Source organism: Bacillus sp. S10(2024) (assembly GCF_050473865.1).
Taxonomy (GTDB): Bacteria; Bacillota; Bacilli; order Bacillales; family Bacillaceae_G; genus Bacillus_A.
On sequence record NZ_JBFLUR010000002.1, the window covers coordinates 538,098 to 554,498 of the forward strand.

Consider the following 16,401-nt stretch of genomic DNA (forward strand, 5'->3'; position numbering starts at 1 on the left):
GGAAAGAAACTGTTGACTATTTTAGTTTAACGAGGTGTACATCAAAAGAATAGAAGGGAAATCAGACTAACTATTAGTCAGCGAATGAAAGGTCCTTGACTGATGGGAGTTTTACTTTATTGGAGGTTGCTTTATGAAAATTCGCATTATTTTACTTATAGTTATATTATGGTTCTCCGCTATGCATGTTTCAAATATATCATATGCAAAAGACCGTTTGTATGAGGAAATTGAAGAAAAAGCAAAAGTGTATGCGATTCCAGCGCAAGATGCATGTATTGATAAAGTGTGGAAAGCGACGCCAGGGTATAATGGGAAAGAAGTAGATATACAAACTTCTTATGAGAACATGAAGAAGCGGGGACGTTTTGATGAGAAACAATTGGTATATCGAGAAGTATCGCCAAAAGTACATTTAAGAGATCTATCACCTGCACCTATTTATAGGGGGAATCCGAGCAAAAAAATGATTGCACTTACCATTAATGTTGCTTGGGGGAATGAATATCTTTCACGAATGTTAGAAGTACTGCAAAAGCATAATGTGAAAGCAACTTTTTTTCTAGAGGGAAGATGGGTTAAAGAAAATTTACGTTTTGCAAAAATGATCGCAGATGCTGACCAGGAAGTGGGAAATCATTCGTATACGCATCCTGATATGAAAACTTTGTCGGTATCTGCAATTCATGAACAATTACAAAAAACGAATCAAGTTATTGAAGCAGCAACAAATCAAAAAGTGCGTTGGTTTGCACCACCAAGTGGTAGTTTTCGTGACGATGTTGTTCATGCTGCTGCAAAATTGCGCATGGGGACAATTATGTGGACAGTGGATACAATTGATTGGAAGCATCCAGAACCGCACGTATTACTACAGAGAGTGTTAAATAAAGTACATCCCGGTGCCATTATTTTGATGCATCCAACTTCTTCTTCGGCAGAATCGCTTGATGCATTGATTTCAAAGCTAAAAGAAAAAGGATATACTGTAGGGAACGTATCTGCTTTAGTAGATGAAAAGCGTATTGATTAAACACATTTGCATGACATTCGTCTTTAAACTTGTTATGATTATATAATAGAATCTTTTAACAGAAAAATTGTTAATAGGAGGAAGGCTTTTGATCAAAAAATATACGTGTAAAAATGGAGTAAGAATCGTAATGGAACATATTCCAACAGTACGTTCTGTTGCAATTGGAGTATGGATTCATGCGGGATCACGAAATGAAAACGAAAAAAATAATGGGATTTCTCACTTTTTAGAACACATGTTTTTTAAGGGGACGAAAACACGTAGTGCTAGAGAAATTGCAGAATCCTTCGACAGCATTGGCGGGCAAGTTAATGCGTTTACATCAAAGGAATATACATGTTACTATGCGAAAGTGTTAGATGAGCATGCGAAATACGCACTTGATATTTTAGCGGATATGTTCTTTAATTCAACGTTTGTTGAAGAAGAATTGAAAAAAGAAAAAAATGTTGTGTTTGAAGAAATTAAAATGTATGAAGATACGCCAGATGATATTGTACATGATATGTTAACAAAAGCAACGTATGAGACGCACCCGCTCGCATATCCTATTTTAGGAACAGAGCAAACGCTTGAAAAGTTTACAGGCGATACACTTCGTGAATATATGAAGGATCATTATACGCCAGAAAATGTCGTTGTTTCCATTGCTGGTAACATTGATGAATCATTCGTTCAAATCGTTGAACAATATTTTGGAAGTTATGAAGGAACGACAAATCGTGAACAAGTACATAACCCTATATTTCATCCAAATAAAGTAGCACGCAAAAAAGAAACAGAACAAGCTCATTTATGTTTAGGATTTAAAGGATTGCAGATGGGCGATGAAAGTATTTATAATCTGATTGTATTGAATAATATTCTAGGCGGCAGTATGAGTAGTCGTTTGTTCCAAGAAGTGCGTGAGCAACGCGGGTTAGCATACTCTGTATTTTCGTATCATTCTTCTTATGAAGATTCAGGTATGTTAACAATTTACGGAGGAACGGGCAATCAGCAACTAGATATGTTGTACGAAACAATTCAGCAAACACTTGATACATTAAAAAATACAGGTATTACAGAAAAAGAATTACTTAACAGTAAAGAGCAACTAAAAGGAAATCTTATGTTAAGTTTAGAAAGTACAAATAGTCGAATGAGCCGCAATGGTAAAAATGAATTACTTCTAAAAAAACACCGTTCTTTAGATGAAATTATCGAAAGTGTAAACAGTGTTACAAAAGCAGATGTAGACACATTGATTCGTAATATGTTCACAGATGAGTTTTCTGCGGCGCTGATTAGTCCAAATGGAGAGCTTCCAAAAGGGATAAAAAAATAAAGTGAAACTTCCATCAGTGGGGATTTTACTGCCCGTTAGTGCGGGATAAATATCTATAAAAAGCCGTTTCTTCATAATAAGAAACGGCTTTTTAATTTGCATTTATATATCCATTTTAATCTCTCGGCATATAAGTCGCTGCTATGGAGAACTCAACATGGTCGCTACGGGCTTTCTTCTTTTGTGTTAAACCTTGCATCTGACCGTTTCTATGCACGACCAGATGCTCTCGTTCCTTTGAAAAGAAAAGAGGTTATTAACTTTTATATAGGTATTTTTTTCTAAAGTCTAGAATAGGTACTTAATATAAAAGATATCTTCTAATTAAAGTGTTATGTAAGGAGAGGATGGAATGCGATTAAGTGAACTAAGCGGAAAAGAAATTGTTGATCTACAGCGCGCGGAACGAATGGGAGTACTAGGGCATGCCGACTTAGAGATTGACGAGAAAGATGGAAAGATTCAAGCGCTCATTATTCCAGTTGGAAAATGGGGTGGATTTAAACGAGGTCAACAAGAGGTTAGGGTAGAGTGGAGTAGAATTAAAAAAGTGGGGCAAGATATGATCATTTTTGATCTTGCTAATTATTCTGATTTTAATTAAAAGATGACCATTACGGTCGTCTTTTTTATTATGGAAATCTATAGATATAAGTCATTCTTACTTTATTGTTTTCAATCACCTTATACTCGTACAGTACATATGATGTGGAGGAAAACGAAAAAGTAGGCACTTTTCTTATATTGAGAGAAAAAGAAGGTGAAGAAAAGAATGTTGACTGATACTCATATCGCTGTCATAGGAGGAGATGCAAGGCAGCTTGAAGTCATTCGTAAGCTAGTTGAGCTTGATGCAAAACTCTCATTAGTAGGCTTTGATCAGTTGGATCATGGGTTTACAGGATCAGCAAAAGAGAGTATGCAAAATCTCGATTTTACTTCTTTAGACGCCATTATTTTGCCGGTAGCTGGAACTGATGCAAACGGAAAGATTGATACAATTTTTTCTAATGCAAAAGTTATGATTACAAAAGAGCAGATTGAAAATACACCAGCACATTTTACGATATATTCAGGTATTAGCAACACTTACTTAGATACAATTGCTTCTTCAACGAATCGAAAACTTGTCAAATTGTTTGATCGTGATGATGTAGCGATTTATAACTCAATACCAACTGTTGAAGGGACTATAATGATGGTTATTCAACATACCGATTATACAATTCATGGGTCTACGGTAATGGTATTAGGTTTTGGAAGAACTGGAATGAGTGTAGCAAGAGCATTTCAGTCACTAGGAGCGAAAGTGAAAGTAGGTGCTCGGCGATCCGAACATATTGCTCGTATTACAGAGATGACATTTACGCCATTTCAAATGCGAGATATAGAGCAAGAAGCACAGGATGTTGACATTGTTATTAATACAATTCCCCATCTTGTTGTAACGGCAAGTGCCATTTCAAAAATGCCTGCTCATACATTAATTATTGATTTAGCCTCTAAACCGGGAGGGACAGACTTCCGCTATGCAGAAAAGCGAGGAATTAAGGCTTTGTTAGCGCCTGGACTTCCAGGGATTGTTGCACCAAAAACAGCAGGACAAATACTTGCAAATGTCCTTTCTAATTTATTAATGGCAGATGTAGACGTAAGAAAGGAGAATAAAAAATGAGTGTAAAAGGTAAACGAATTGGTTTTGGATTAACAGGATCACATTGTACCTATGCAGAAGTCATGCCACACTTAGAAAAACTTGTTGCGGATGGAGCGGAAGTACGCCCTGTTGTATCGTATACATTACAAACGACAAACACAAGATTTGGTGAAGGTGCAGAGTGGATTGAAAAGATAGAAGCTATTACGGGTTATAAAGTAATTGATTCTATTGTGAAGGCAGAACCGCTTGGTCCGAAAATTCCATTGGATTGTATGGTTATAGCACCATTAACAGGAAATACAATGAGTAAATTTGCGAATGCTATGACAGATTCACCTGTATTAATGGCTGCTAAAGCCACCCTGCGAAATGGTAAACCTGTTGTATTAGCTGTTTCAACGAACGATGCTCTTGGATTAAATGGTGTGAACCTAATGCGCCTAATGGCAACAAAAAATATCTATTTTGTGCCATTTGGGCAAGATTCACCGCACAATAAGCCCAATTCTATGGTAGCGCGTATGGAATTACTGCAAGATACAATTGTTGAATCGCTGGAAGGGAAACAACTCCAACCTGTAGTTGTAGAAAAATTCAAGTATATGAATTAACAATCAAAAAACGGACAATTTTTTTCATGAAACCATCATTCTTATCGCAGAATATGATAAAATTAATTCTATTAAGAATGAGAAGGAGTATTTGTTACTCCTTTTTATTCTAAGTATAGAAGGATTGGTACCTAGAAAGGGGCATAGTGATGGAAAAGAAAAAATCTTTTCATGTCGCTGTAGTTGGAGCAACCGGCGCAGTTGGTGAACAAATGTTAAATACTTTAGAGAAACGTAATTTTCCTATTGGAAAGTTATCGTTACTTTCATCTAAACGTTCTGCAGGTAAAACGCTTTTATTTAAAGGAGAAGAAGTAACTGTACAAGAGGCTACTCCTGAAAGTTTTGAAGGAGTGGATATTGCACTCTTCAGTGCGGGTGGATCTGTATCAAAACAATTAGCACCAGAAGCAGCAAAACGCGGTGCAATCGTTGTCGATAATACGAGTGCGTTTCGCATGACAGAAAATGTCCCGCTTGTTGTACCAGAAGTAAACGAAAAAGATTTATTAGAGCATAATGGAATTATTGCAAATCCAAATTGTTCTACCATTCAAATGGTAGTTGCTCTTGAACCAGTTCGTCAAAACTTTGGTTTAAAACGAGTAATCGTTTCCACATATCAAGCTGTATCAGGAGCAGGAGCGGCTGCAATTGAAGAGCTACATGAACAATCACAAGCCATTTTAAACGGTGAAGAAGCAAAAGCAAATATTTTACCAGTAAAAGGTGATGAAAAGCATTATCAAATTGCATTTAATGCGATTCCGCAAATTGATAAGTTTGAAGATAATGGCTTTACATTTGAAGAAATGAAAATGATTAATGAAACAAAGAAAATTATGCATATGCCAGAACTTGAAGTAGCGGCAACGTGTGTTCGCTTGCCAGTTGTATCAGGTCATTCTGAATCTGTGTATATTGAAGTGGAAAAAGAAGGTGTGACAGTAGAAGAGCTGCGTACCCTGTTAGCGAATGCAGAAGGAGTTGTACTGCAAGATAATCCAGCAGAACAAGTATACCCAATGCCAGCAACTGCAGTTGGTAAAAATGAAGTATTTGTTGGTCGCATTCGTAAAGATCTAAACAATGATAAAGGATTCCATCTTTGGGTCGTATCTGATAACTTATTAAAAGGTGCTGCATGGAACTCTGTTCAAATTGCAGAACGATTAGTGAAATTACAATTAGTGTAAACGGCTAAAAGAAGGTGCAAAAATGAAAATTATTGTCCAAAAATTTGGTGGTACATCTGTACGTGATGAAAATGGTCGAAAACACGCCCTTCACCACATTAAAAGATCGTTGAAAGAAGGCTATAAAATTGTAGTTGTTGTATCTGCGATGGGGCGCAAAGGTGAGCCATACGCGACTGATACATTATTAGGCCTTGTAAATGAAAAACAATCGTTTATTTCAAAACGTGAACAAGATTTATTGTTGTCTTGTGGTGAGCTGATTTCGGCAATTGTGTTTTCCAATATGTTAAATGAAAATGAAATTAAATCGGCAGCATTCAATGGTGCGCAAGCAGGCTTTATTACAAATGATGATTTTACAAACGCTAAAATTATTGAAATGGACTGTGAACGTATCCGAAAAGAGTTAGAAGAAGTAGATGTAATTGTCGTAACAGGATTCCAAGGACAAACAAAAGAAGGTGATACGACAACACTTGGTCGCGGTGGAAGTGATACATCAGCGTCAGCATTAGGCGTTGCGCTTCATGCCGAATATATTGATATCTTTACAGATGTAGAAGGTGTGATGACAGCTGATCCACGTATCGTAAAAGATGCGCGTCATCTTGAAAATGTAACATATAATGAAATCTGTAATATGGCATATCAAGGTGCAAAGGTTGTTCATCCGCGTGCGATTGAAATTGCGATGCATGCTAAAGTACCATTGCGTGTACGTTCTACGTATTCTGACAGCGAGGGAACTTTAATTGCAGCGTATGATGGGGCACGCGACGTACAAGAGCGTCCTGTAACTGGTATTGCTCATTCTTCAAGTGTCACGCAAATTAAAGTGTTGGCCAAGGACGGAGCATACGATCTACAAACAGAAGTGTTCAAAGAAATGGCAAAAGAAAAGATTAGCGTAGATTTAATCAATATTTCTCCTACGGGTGTAGCATACACAGTTAGTGATGATGTTGCAGATCGAGCGGTTGAAGTACTTCATAAACTTGGATATAATCCACTTGTAACGGAGCACTGTGCAAAAGTATCTATTGTTGGAGCTGGTATCGCAGGTGTTCCAGGTGTTACTGCAAAAATTGTGACAGCGTTAGCTGAAAATGGAGTTCAAATATTGCAATCAGCAGATAGTCATACAACAATATGGGTACTTGTGAAAGAAGAGAAACTTGTAGATGCTGTAAATGCACTTCATCGTGCATTTGAGCTTTCAAAAGAAAAGCAACTGGAATTATAAGGAGTGAGACCATGAGAGATTTTGGGACAATTGCAACTGCGATGGTCACACCGTTTGATAAAAATGGGAACATCGATTTTGCAAAGACAACAAAATTGGTAAACTATTTGATTGATAACGGGACAACATCAATTGTTGTAGGAGGAACAACAGGTGAATCTCCTACATTAACATCTGAAGAAAAAGTAGCGTTATATCATCATGTCGTATCTGTTGTCGATAAAAGGGTGCCCGTGATAGCTGGAACTGGTAGCAACAATACACATGCTTCTGTGGAGCTTACGAAAAAAGCGGAAGAAGTAGGCGTAGACGCGATTATGTTAGTTGCACCATATTATAATAAACCGAGTCAGGAAGGTATGTATCAGCACTTTAAAATGATTGCTGAAAGTACAAAACTTCCAATCATGCTATATAACGTTCCAGGTCGATCTATTGTACAGATTTCTGTTGATACAGTTGTTCGTTTATCGCAAATTCCAAACATTGTTGCAATCAAGGATGCGGGCGGCGACGTATTAACGATGACAGAAATCATAGAAAAAACAGATGATGATTTTGCTGTATACAGTGGTGATGACGGATTAACATTGCCAGCGATGGCAATTGGAGCAAAAGGGATTGTATCTGTTGCTTCTCATGTTATTGGTAATGAAATGCAAGACATGATTGTAGCATTCCAAACTGGTGATATGAAAACAGCACAAACGCTTCATCAATTGTTAGTAAGAGTGACAAATGCATTATTTATGGCGCCGAGTCCAACTCCTGTGAAGACGGCATTGCAAATCGTAGGATTAGACGTTGGTTCTGTTCGTTTACCTCTTCTACCATTAACTGAAGCAGAACGAACGCAATTACTTGAAGTTATACAATCTATTCCTCGCTAAAAGGAAAGTGACTTAGTGGTATGTGCTAAGTCACTTTTTGTATTTTATCCCGCAATTCGCGGGCAGTCATATTCCCACCTCAAAATTCGGCGAAAGCACTGTCGAGTTCCAGTGGCTAGAGTGTTCGGTCCTACGAGATAAAAAGCGCTTCTACGTCAGAAGCTCCATCCCCTTCACATTCTGGACGAGCTGCTTTCACTTTTCTTAAGAAGTTAGGTGGAAGATAAACTGCTGGCATGCGCCTGATTGATGAGGGCTGATAATTAGTGGAGTCCACTGATTAAAGTTTCACTTTGCTTCTTAAATGAAGTAGTGAAATAAATCCAGTTCATCCTCTTATACATATTCTTCTCTTTTCTTTCTTATAATTTAACTTGTGTTCTATTTCTTATATCAGTTATAATATGGCTAAGTAGCTTAGTACGGGTATGCTTAGCAAAAATGGAAAAACTTTACGGGTTATCGGATTTTGTATGAATTTACATAAAATATTTGATTTATATAATGAAAGAGAGGTGGAACCTGGTTTAAAAACAAAAAACGTGATAAGACCTTCGTTTTAGATGTTGAAAATGATGGTGGAGTTTCCCCTGGTTTCTCTACAATGTTAGTGGGGTCAGTTTTTATACTATTTTTAAACCAGGCAACAACATGAAGAAGAAAGAGATAGATACAGTAAAAGTATTCGCTCTCGGCGGAGTGGGCGAAATTGGAAAGAATATGTACTGCGTAGAAATTGATTCTGAAATTTTTATTGTGGATGCAGGACTTATGTTTCCAGAAGAAGAGATGTTTGGAATAGATATTGTTATTCCTGATATCACATATTTAGTGGAAAATAAAGAGCGCGTAAAAGGACTATTTTTAACGCATGGTCATGAAGATCATATTGGTGGTATTGTTTATGTGCTAAGAAAATTGGATATTCCAGTTTATGGAACGAAATTAACGAATGGTCTTGTGAAAGAAAAGTTAGGAGAAGCGGGCATGTTAGGCCGTGTTGATTTAAAAACAATCGATTCTAATGCTACTGTAGAATTCGATACAACAACGGTTTCTTTCTTTAAAACAACACATAGTATTCCAGATGCAGTGGGTGTTTGTTTCCAAACTTCACAAGGTGCAATTGTATATACTGGTGATTTTAAATTTGATCAAACTCCTATTGGGAATAATGGTGCGGATATTGGAAAAATGGCACAAATCGGCAATGAAGGTGTACTTTGCTTACTATCTGATAGTACAAATGCAGAGCGACCTGGATATACAGGATCTGAGAGAGAAGTCGGTGTAGAGATTTCTAAAGTATTTTATAACTCAGAAGGTCGTATTATTGTAGCTTCATTTGCGTCTAATGTTCATCGTATTCAACAAGTTTTCGATGCGGCTTATGAAACTGGTCGTAAGGTAGCGGTAGTTGGCCGAAGTATGGTAAAGGTAGTTGATATTGCATATAATCTTGGCTATTTGAATATTCCAGACGGTATGTTAATTTCACTGCAGGATGTTGATAACTATCCTGAGAAAAAGGTGGCAATTTTAACGACTGGAAGCCAAGGTGAGCCAATGGCTGCCCTTTCTAGAATGGCAAGACAAGCTCATAAACAAATTACAATTCGTAAAGGTGATACAGTCATTATTGCAGCATCCCCAATTCCAGGGAATGAAACATCTGTCTCAAGAACAATTGATTTATTATTTAGAGCAGGTGCGGATGTAGTATATTATGGGGAAAAGAAAGTTCATGTTTCGGGGCACGGTAGTCAAGAAGAATTGAAGTTAATGTTGAATTTAATGAAACCGAAATATTTCTTGCCTGTACATGGTGAATTTCGTATGCAAAAGGCGCACGCCCGTTTAGCTCAAGATGTTGGAATTCAGTCGGATCGTATTTTTATCACAGAAAAAGGTGAAGTAATCTCCTTTATAAATGGTGAAGCGAAACCGGCAGGGAAGGTTCCAGCTGGAAATGTATTGATTGATGGATTAGGCGTTGGTGATGTTGGGAATATCGTGTTACGTGATCGGAAAATGTTATCGCAAGACGGTATTCTGGTCGTTGTTGTGACGCTTGGAAAAGATGAGAAAAAAATTATTTCTGGACCAGAAATAATTTCGCGAGGCTTTGTTTATGTTCGTGAATCTGAAGCGTTGATTGAAAAATCAACGGATATCGTACGTACAATTGTAGAACAATCTATTAAAGAATATTCTATTGAATGGTCAACGTTAAAACTAAATATTCGTGAGTTACTTGGACAATTTTTATTTGAAAAAACGAAGAGAAAACCGATGATTTTACCAATTATCATGGAAGTATAAGAGATGGCTGCCTATATAGGCAGCTTTTTCTTTTATCCTCTGTCGAATGAAATTTATAACTTAAGAAATAATAGTTGTATACGAGCGAAAGGGGATACGATATGGTAGAACGTGATGAAATAAAAAATGAAGAAAAAAAGACCGAGACAAAAGAAGAAATAAAAGAAGGTTCTGTGCTAGAGAAAATTCAGCAGCTTGGACAGACGAATGTTCCGCAATTAAATGAATCACGTATTCATTGTTTAACAATTGTAGGGCAAATTGAAGGTCATGTGCAATTGCCACCACAAAATAAAACGACGAAATATGAGCATGTTATTCCGCAAATTGTAGCAATTGAACAAAATCCTAAAATTGAAGGATTATTAATTTTGTTAAATACAGTTGGTGGGGATGTGGAAGCTGGGCTTGCGCTTTCTGAAATGATTGCTTCGCTTTCGAAACCGACTGTATCGATTGTTCTTGGCGGTGGCCATTCTATTGGTGTGCCGATTGCAGTATCAACAGATTATTCATTCATTGCAGAAACAGCAACAATGACAATTCACCCTATTCGTCTTACAGGTCTTGTAATTGGTGTTCCGCAAACATTTGAGTATTTAGATAAAATGCAAGAGCGTGTCATTCGTTTTGTAACAAAGCATTCCAAAGTAACAGAAGATCGTTTTAAGGAATTAATGTTTGCAAAAGGGAATTTAACACGAGATATTGGTACAAATGTTGTAGGTATGGACGCGGTGAAATATGGTTTAATTGATGATGTTGGAGGGATTGGCCAAGCAATCAAAAAATTAAATGAATTAATTGATGCGAATACATCAGCTGAACAAGGCGGGGCGTTGTTGCAATGATTTTATATACGATTATGCCAGAACAACTTGTGTATCCGATAGATCATACAGAATTTGCGAAACAGAAAATTGTACATGTAGATGGTATTGAGATGGTTGTGGATATGGGAAATGAAAATAATTATTCTGTTGTACGTGTATTAAGTACAAACCCCCAACATTTTTTACAATATGAACCTGGACAGAAAATATCCTTTTCGTAAAAGAAGGATTTTGTTTATGAGCTATGGTATAATATAAAAAACAAGAGGGTGAAGCAGCCGTGTGTATAGGCTGCTTTCTTCAGTTTATTCTGTAAAACCCTGTTTGCGTGGGACTATATTGGTTCTGCGAAAGTTCTATTTTTGAATGAGAATTTGAGGTGAAGAAATGGCAAAACAAAAGCAAAGAGGGACGAAAACAAAAGCAAGACGTACCATAAAGCCAACTTTGTACTACGAAATCGTCGGTTTGACTCTTTTTGCGCTCTCCATCATTACAATTATGCAACTAGGTGTTGTCGGAAAAGCATTCGTGCTATTTTTTCGCTTTTTCTTTGGAGAATGGTACATACTTGGAGTACTTGGAGTTATTGCACTTTCTATAGCGTTTGTTATAAAACGAGAGTGGCCGAATTTAGTAAACAAACGATTGATAGGTTTATATTTAATCGTATTAGCTATATTGATGTTTAGTCACATTACATTAGTCAACCTTTTAACAAAAGATGGAGCAGTACAAAGTACATCTGTTATTGTAACGACAAAAGATTTGTTCTTTCATGAAATGAAAAAAGGAGTCGACTCGGTACATTTAGGCGGAGGAATGTTTGGGGCCATTATGTTTGCGACATGCTACTTTTTATTTGATGAGGTTGGCGCGTACATAATTGGAATGATTCTCATTTTGCTTGGTGTATTATGTATTACAAATAAACATATAGGAGAAGTGCTTGCGCCAATTGGGCGTATACTTAGACGGCAATTTCAAGTGATGCAAGGTGATTATAAAGATTGGCAAACGAAACGGGCTGCTGAAAAAACTGAAAAGAAAAAGACTGCTCGTACGCGAAGTGAACGTCATGAGCCAGAAGCGCCGGAGTTAGTAGAGTATATTGAAGAAGTGGATGTGGCGCCGCCAATTATATCAAACTTTACTGAAAACTATACAACGCCGGATTCAATCAGTGAAGAACCTCCGAAAGCAATTCAAGAAGACCCTTTGCCGATGCAAGAAGAACAGTCGAAGCGGAATAAAGGTGAAAAAATTGTTGAATCACTTTCCGGAGAGACGACAGCACCGCCAATGCATTTTTCCGATGTTGAAAATAAAGACTATAAGTTGCCGTCTTTAGAGCTATTAAAGTTTCCGAACAATAAGCAAGTGACAAATGAGAATGAAACGATTTATGAAAATGCTCGTAAGTTGGAACGAACATTCCAAAGCTTCGGTGTGAAAGCAAAAGTAACAAAGGTTCATAGAGGACCAGCAGTTACAAAATATGAAGTGTATCCTGATATGGGAGTTAAGGTTAGTAAAATTGTTAGTTTAAGCGACGATTTAGCACTAGCTTTAGCGGCGAAAGATATTCGAATTGAAGCGCCGATCCCAGGGAAATCAGCTGTTGGTATTGAAGTGCCCAATTCAGAAGTTGCCGTGGTTACGCTAAGAGAAGTATTGGATTCGAAAGCAAATAATCATCCGGAAGAAAAGTTATTAATTGGACTTGGACGCGATATTACTGGTGAAGCTGTATTAGCACGTCTAAATAAAATGCCTCACTTACTCGTAGCAGGGGCAACTGGTAGCGGAAAGAGTGTATGTATAAATGGGATTATTACAAGTATTTTAATGCGCGCTAAACCACATGAAGTAAAACTCATGATGATTGATCCGAAAATGGTAGAATTAAATGTATACAATGGTGTCCCGCATTTATTAACACCTGTTGTGACAGACCCGAAAAAAGCGTCACAGGCATTAAAAAAGGTTGTCAATGAAATGGAACGGCGTTATGAATTGTTTGCACATAGTGGAACGCGGAATATTGAAGGCTATAATGAATATATTAAACAGAATAATGAACAATCCGAAGCGAAGCAACCAGAACTTCCGTATATTGTTGTTATTGTGGACGAGTTGGCAGATTTAATGATGGTTGCTTCTTCTGATGTAGAGGATGCGATTATGCGTTTGGCACAAATGGCACGTGCAGCTGGCATTCATTTAATTATCGCAACGCAGCGTCCATCTGTAGATGTAATTACTGGTGTTATTAAAGCGAATATTCCATCGCGAATAGCTTTTGCAGTTTCCTCTCAAACTGACTCAAGAACGATTCTTGATTCAGGTGGAGCAGAGAAATTGTTAGGACGTGGTGATATGCTGTTTGTACCAATTGGTGCTTCTAAGCCAGTTCGTGTACAAGGTGCATTTTTATCAGATGATGAGGTAGAGAAAGTAGTAGAATATGTTGTTGCACAGCAAAAAGCGCAATATCAAGAGGATATGATTCCGCAAGATGTACAAGAAACGAGGCAAGAGGTAGAGGATAATTTATATGATGAAGCTGTGCAGCTCATTGTAGAAATGCAAACTGCCTCAGTCTCTATGTTACAGCGCAGGTTTCGTATTGGATATACACGCGCCGCTCGATTGATTGATGCAATGGAAATGAACGGTGTTGTCGGTCCATATGAAGGAAGCAAGCCTCGTGAAGTGCTAGTAAAAGATATTCAAGAGAAAAGTTCGTGATAAAGTGAAACTTTAATCAGTGGGACTATTACTACCCACGAATAGTGGGATCAAGAAACCGACTAGGAAGGATTCTAGTCGGTTTCTTTATTAAACAAAAATGATAACGCTTACTATTTATGTATTTTAATGAGAATACGAATGGTTGTATTTATTTTTATTTCAACGTTCGATTTTTTTGTTTGATTGTATTGACAGTAATCATTTCAAGTGGTACGATTACTTCGAAATCAAAATAAACCTCATATAATCTTGGTAATAAGGTCCATAAGTTTCTACCTAGCAACCATAAATTTGCTAGACTATGAGGAAAAAGTGTCAATACAAGGTGTATAGCAACTTTGTTCCTAACTTTTTCATCATATGAGAAATGTAAGGTGCAAAGTTTTTTTTATGGATTAAAGAAAGAAAATTTCATTTAACGAAATTATTAGCACTTATTCGACAAATTGCAACTTTCTTATTTTTATTTAGGGGAATTCATGTTATATTAATTGTGGAAAAAAGAGAAAAGAGGTCTTACATCAGAGGTCGAATAAGTGAAGTGCGAGGGGAGTCTTATGTCAGTAAAGTCAGATAGTCGACACTTGTATTTACGAGTGATTGACCACATTAAAGGAAAGATTAAAAGCGGGGTATATAAAGAGAAGCAAAAGCTACCGTCCGAATTTGATCTAGCAAAAGAGTTGGGCGTTAGTAGAGCGACTTTGCGAGAAGCACTTCGAATTTTAGAAGAAGAAAGCGTTGTCATTCGTCGGCATGGTGTAGGAACGTTTGTAAATGCAAAGCCATTGTTTTCTTCAGGGATTGAACAATTATCTAGTATTACAGATATGATTACTAGTGCAGGCAAAAAGCCAGGTACAGTATTTCTATCATCAGCAGTAGGAAGCTTAACGGAAGAAGAAAAAGAAAAATTTAATAGTGAAGATGGTTTTGAAACACTTATGATTGAACGCGTTCGTACAGCAGATGGGGAACCTGTTGTTTATTGCGTTGATAAGTTACCGAAAGAAGTTCTTCCTGATTTGTCAGAATACAAAGAGGAATCATTACTTACGGTCATACATAGAAATACACATAAACGCATTACATATGCTGTTGCTCATATTGAACCACTTGGTTATCACTCTAAAATATCACCAATTTTAGAATGTGGACCGGAAACAGCATTACTTGTGTTAAAGCAAATGCACTATGATCAAAACGATGAACCGATCTTATATTCTATTAATTATTTTCGAGCAGACAAATTTAGCTTCCATGTGTTAAGAAAACGTATGTAGATTGTGCCCATTTTAGGGAGGTGACAGCAAGAAAATAGGGACATGGTTTTGTAAGGAACTAGATACATATTTTAGGAGGGGTTTTTAGTATGAAGAAAAAAGCGGGAATTTTATTATCATTAACGTTAGCAGCAAGCACAATTTTAGGAGCTTGTGGAAACACTGATAAGTCAAGCGAGAAAAAAGAGGGAAAAGACAGCAAAAACTTTAAAGTTGGTATGGTTACAGACGTTGGTGGAGTAGATGATAAATCATTTAACCAATCTGCTTGGGAAGGTTTAAAAAAGTTTGGTAAAGATAACAAACTAAAAGAAAATGAAGGATATCGCTATCTTGAATCTGCTAAGGATGCAGACTATATTCCGAACTTAGCAAAATTTGTAGACACTAACTACAATTTAACATTTGGAATCGGTTATAAAATGCAAGAGGCTATCCAAGAAACAGCAGTAAAAAATCCGAAAAAACAATTTGCACTTGTTGATGCAGTAGTTGATAAGCCGAATGTAACAAGTATTACATTTAAAGACCATGAAGGCTCTTTCCTTGTAGGTGCGGTTGCGGCAATGACAACAAAATCAAATAAAGTAGGATTTATTGGAGGGATTAAAAGTCCTCTAATTGAAAAATTTGAATCTGGTTTCAAGGCTGGTGCGAAATTTGTAAATCCGAATATTGAAGTTGTATCTCAATATGCAGAAGCATTTGATAAACCAGAAAAAGGTTCTGTATTAGCTTCAGCTATGTACGGTGGAGGCGTTGACGTAATTTATCATGCATCTGGTGCAACTGGTAACGGTGTATTTACAGAAGCGAAAAACCGCAAGAAAAAAGGTGAAAATGTTTGGGTAATCGGGGTTGACCGTGACCAAAACCAAGAAGGTATGCCAGAAAATGTAACATTAACTTCAATGGTAAAACGTGTTGACGTTGCAGTAGAAAAAGTTTCACAAAAAGCAAAAGACGGTAAACTTGAAGGCGGTAAAACAGAAGCGTTCGGTTTAGAAGATGATGGTGTTGGAATTGCAAAAACAACTGATAACGTGAAAAAAGTAAATCCAGAAATCTTAACAAAAGTAGAAGAATTGAAAAAGAAAATTGTAAGTGGTGAAATTAAAGTACCTTCTACTCCAAATGAGTACAAAACATTTGAAGCTTCTCTTAAAAAATAATGGTAGATCAATAGCAAAGGTTAGTTCTAAGAACTAACCTTTGCATATATAAAGAACTTTATCCTGTTAGG

General features: G+C 36.9%; 14 protein-coding genes and 1 riboswitch. All 14 genes read left to right on the forward strand.

Annotation, left to right across the window (positions count from 1 at the left end; genetic code table 11):
* Positions 1-133: 133 nt before the first annotated feature.
* Positions 134-1,033 (forward strand): polysaccharide deacetylase family protein, encoded by a 900-nt coding sequence (locus AB1280_RS02865; RefSeq protein WP_429754814.1) that lies wholly within the window; start codon positions 134-136, stop codon positions 1,031-1,033.
* Between the two features lie 88 nt (positions 1,034-1,121).
* Positions 1,122-2,363: a M16 family metallopeptidase gene (locus AB1280_RS02870; RefSeq protein WP_272188132.1), complete on the forward strand. Its 1,242-nt coding sequence runs from the start codon at positions 1,122-1,124 to the stop codon at positions 2,361-2,363.
* A 352-nt stretch (positions 2,364-2,715) separates the two neighbouring features.
* Positions 2,716-2,967, forward strand: coding sequence for a YlmC/YmxH family sporulation protein (locus AB1280_RS02875; protein WP_272188131.1), 252 nt, complete (start codon positions 2,716-2,718; stop codon positions 2,965-2,967).
* A 168-nt stretch (positions 2,968-3,135) separates the two neighbouring features.
* Positions 3,136-4,038, forward strand: a complete 903-nt coding sequence (dpaA, locus tag AB1280_RS02880) for a dipicolinic acid synthetase subunit A (RefSeq protein ID WP_429754815.1) — start codon at positions 3,136-3,138, stop codon at positions 4,036-4,038.
* Positions 4,035-4,634 (forward strand): dipicolinate synthase subunit B, encoded by a 600-nt coding sequence (dpaB, locus tag AB1280_RS02885; protein WP_429754816.1) that lies wholly within the window; start codon positions 4,035-4,037, stop codon positions 4,632-4,634. The genes dpaA and dpaB overlap by 4 nt, the downstream gene beginning before the upstream one ends.
* A gap of 149 nt (positions 4,635-4,783) precedes the next feature.
* The gene (gene asd / locus AB1280_RS02890; RefSeq protein WP_429754817.1) at positions 4,784-5,830 is read left to right on the forward strand and encodes an aspartate-semialdehyde dehydrogenase; all 1,047 of its coding nucleotides are present in this window, start codon (positions 4,784-4,786) and stop codon (positions 5,828-5,830) included.
* Positions 5,831-5,852: 22 nt separating this feature from the next.
* A complete protein-coding gene (dapG, locus tag AB1280_RS02895; protein WP_272188076.1) occupies positions 5,853-7,076 on the forward strand; it encodes an aspartate kinase in 1,224 nt (407 codons plus the stop codon).
* Between the two features lie 11 nt (positions 7,077-7,087).
* Positions 7,088-7,966, forward strand: a complete 879-nt coding sequence (dapA, locus tag AB1280_RS02900) for a 4-hydroxy-tetrahydrodipicolinate synthase (protein ID WP_272188075.1) — start codon at positions 7,088-7,090, stop codon at positions 7,964-7,966.
* Positions 7,967-8,617: 651 nt separating this feature from the next.
* Positions 8,618-10,288: a ribonuclease J gene (locus AB1280_RS02905; protein ID WP_429754818.1), complete on the forward strand. Its 1,671-nt coding sequence runs from the start codon at positions 8,618-8,620 to the stop codon at positions 10,286-10,288.
* Between the two features lie 101 nt (positions 10,289-10,389).
* Positions 10,390-11,139, forward strand: coding sequence for a ClpP family protease (locus AB1280_RS02910; protein ID WP_272188073.1), 750 nt, complete (start codon positions 10,390-10,392; stop codon positions 11,137-11,139).
* The gene (locus AB1280_RS02915) at positions 11,136-11,342 is read left to right on the forward strand and encodes a YlzJ-like family protein (protein ID WP_272188072.1); all 207 of its coding nucleotides are present in this window, start codon (positions 11,136-11,138) and stop codon (positions 11,340-11,342) included. The genes AB1280_RS02910 and AB1280_RS02915 overlap by 4 nt, the downstream gene beginning before the upstream one ends.
* A 166-nt stretch (positions 11,343-11,508) precedes the next feature.
* Positions 11,509-13,872, forward strand: coding sequence for a DNA translocase FtsK (locus tag AB1280_RS02920; protein ID WP_429754819.1), 2,364 nt, complete (start codon positions 11,509-11,511; stop codon positions 13,870-13,872).
* Between the two features lie 222 nt (positions 13,873-14,094).
* Positions 14,095-14,197: riboswitch (purine riboswitch) on the forward strand.
* Positions 14,198-14,432: 235 nt separating this feature from the next.
* Positions 14,433-15,158 (forward strand): GntR family transcriptional regulator, encoded by a 726-nt coding sequence (locus AB1280_RS02925; RefSeq protein WP_272188070.1) that lies wholly within the window; start codon positions 14,433-14,435, stop codon positions 15,156-15,158.
* A gap of 89 nt (positions 15,159-15,247) precedes the next feature.
* Positions 15,248-16,330 (forward strand): BMP family lipoprotein, encoded by a 1,083-nt coding sequence (locus tag AB1280_RS02930; protein WP_272188069.1) that lies wholly within the window; start codon positions 15,248-15,250, stop codon positions 16,328-16,330.
* Positions 16,331-16,401: the final 71 nt, after the last annotated feature.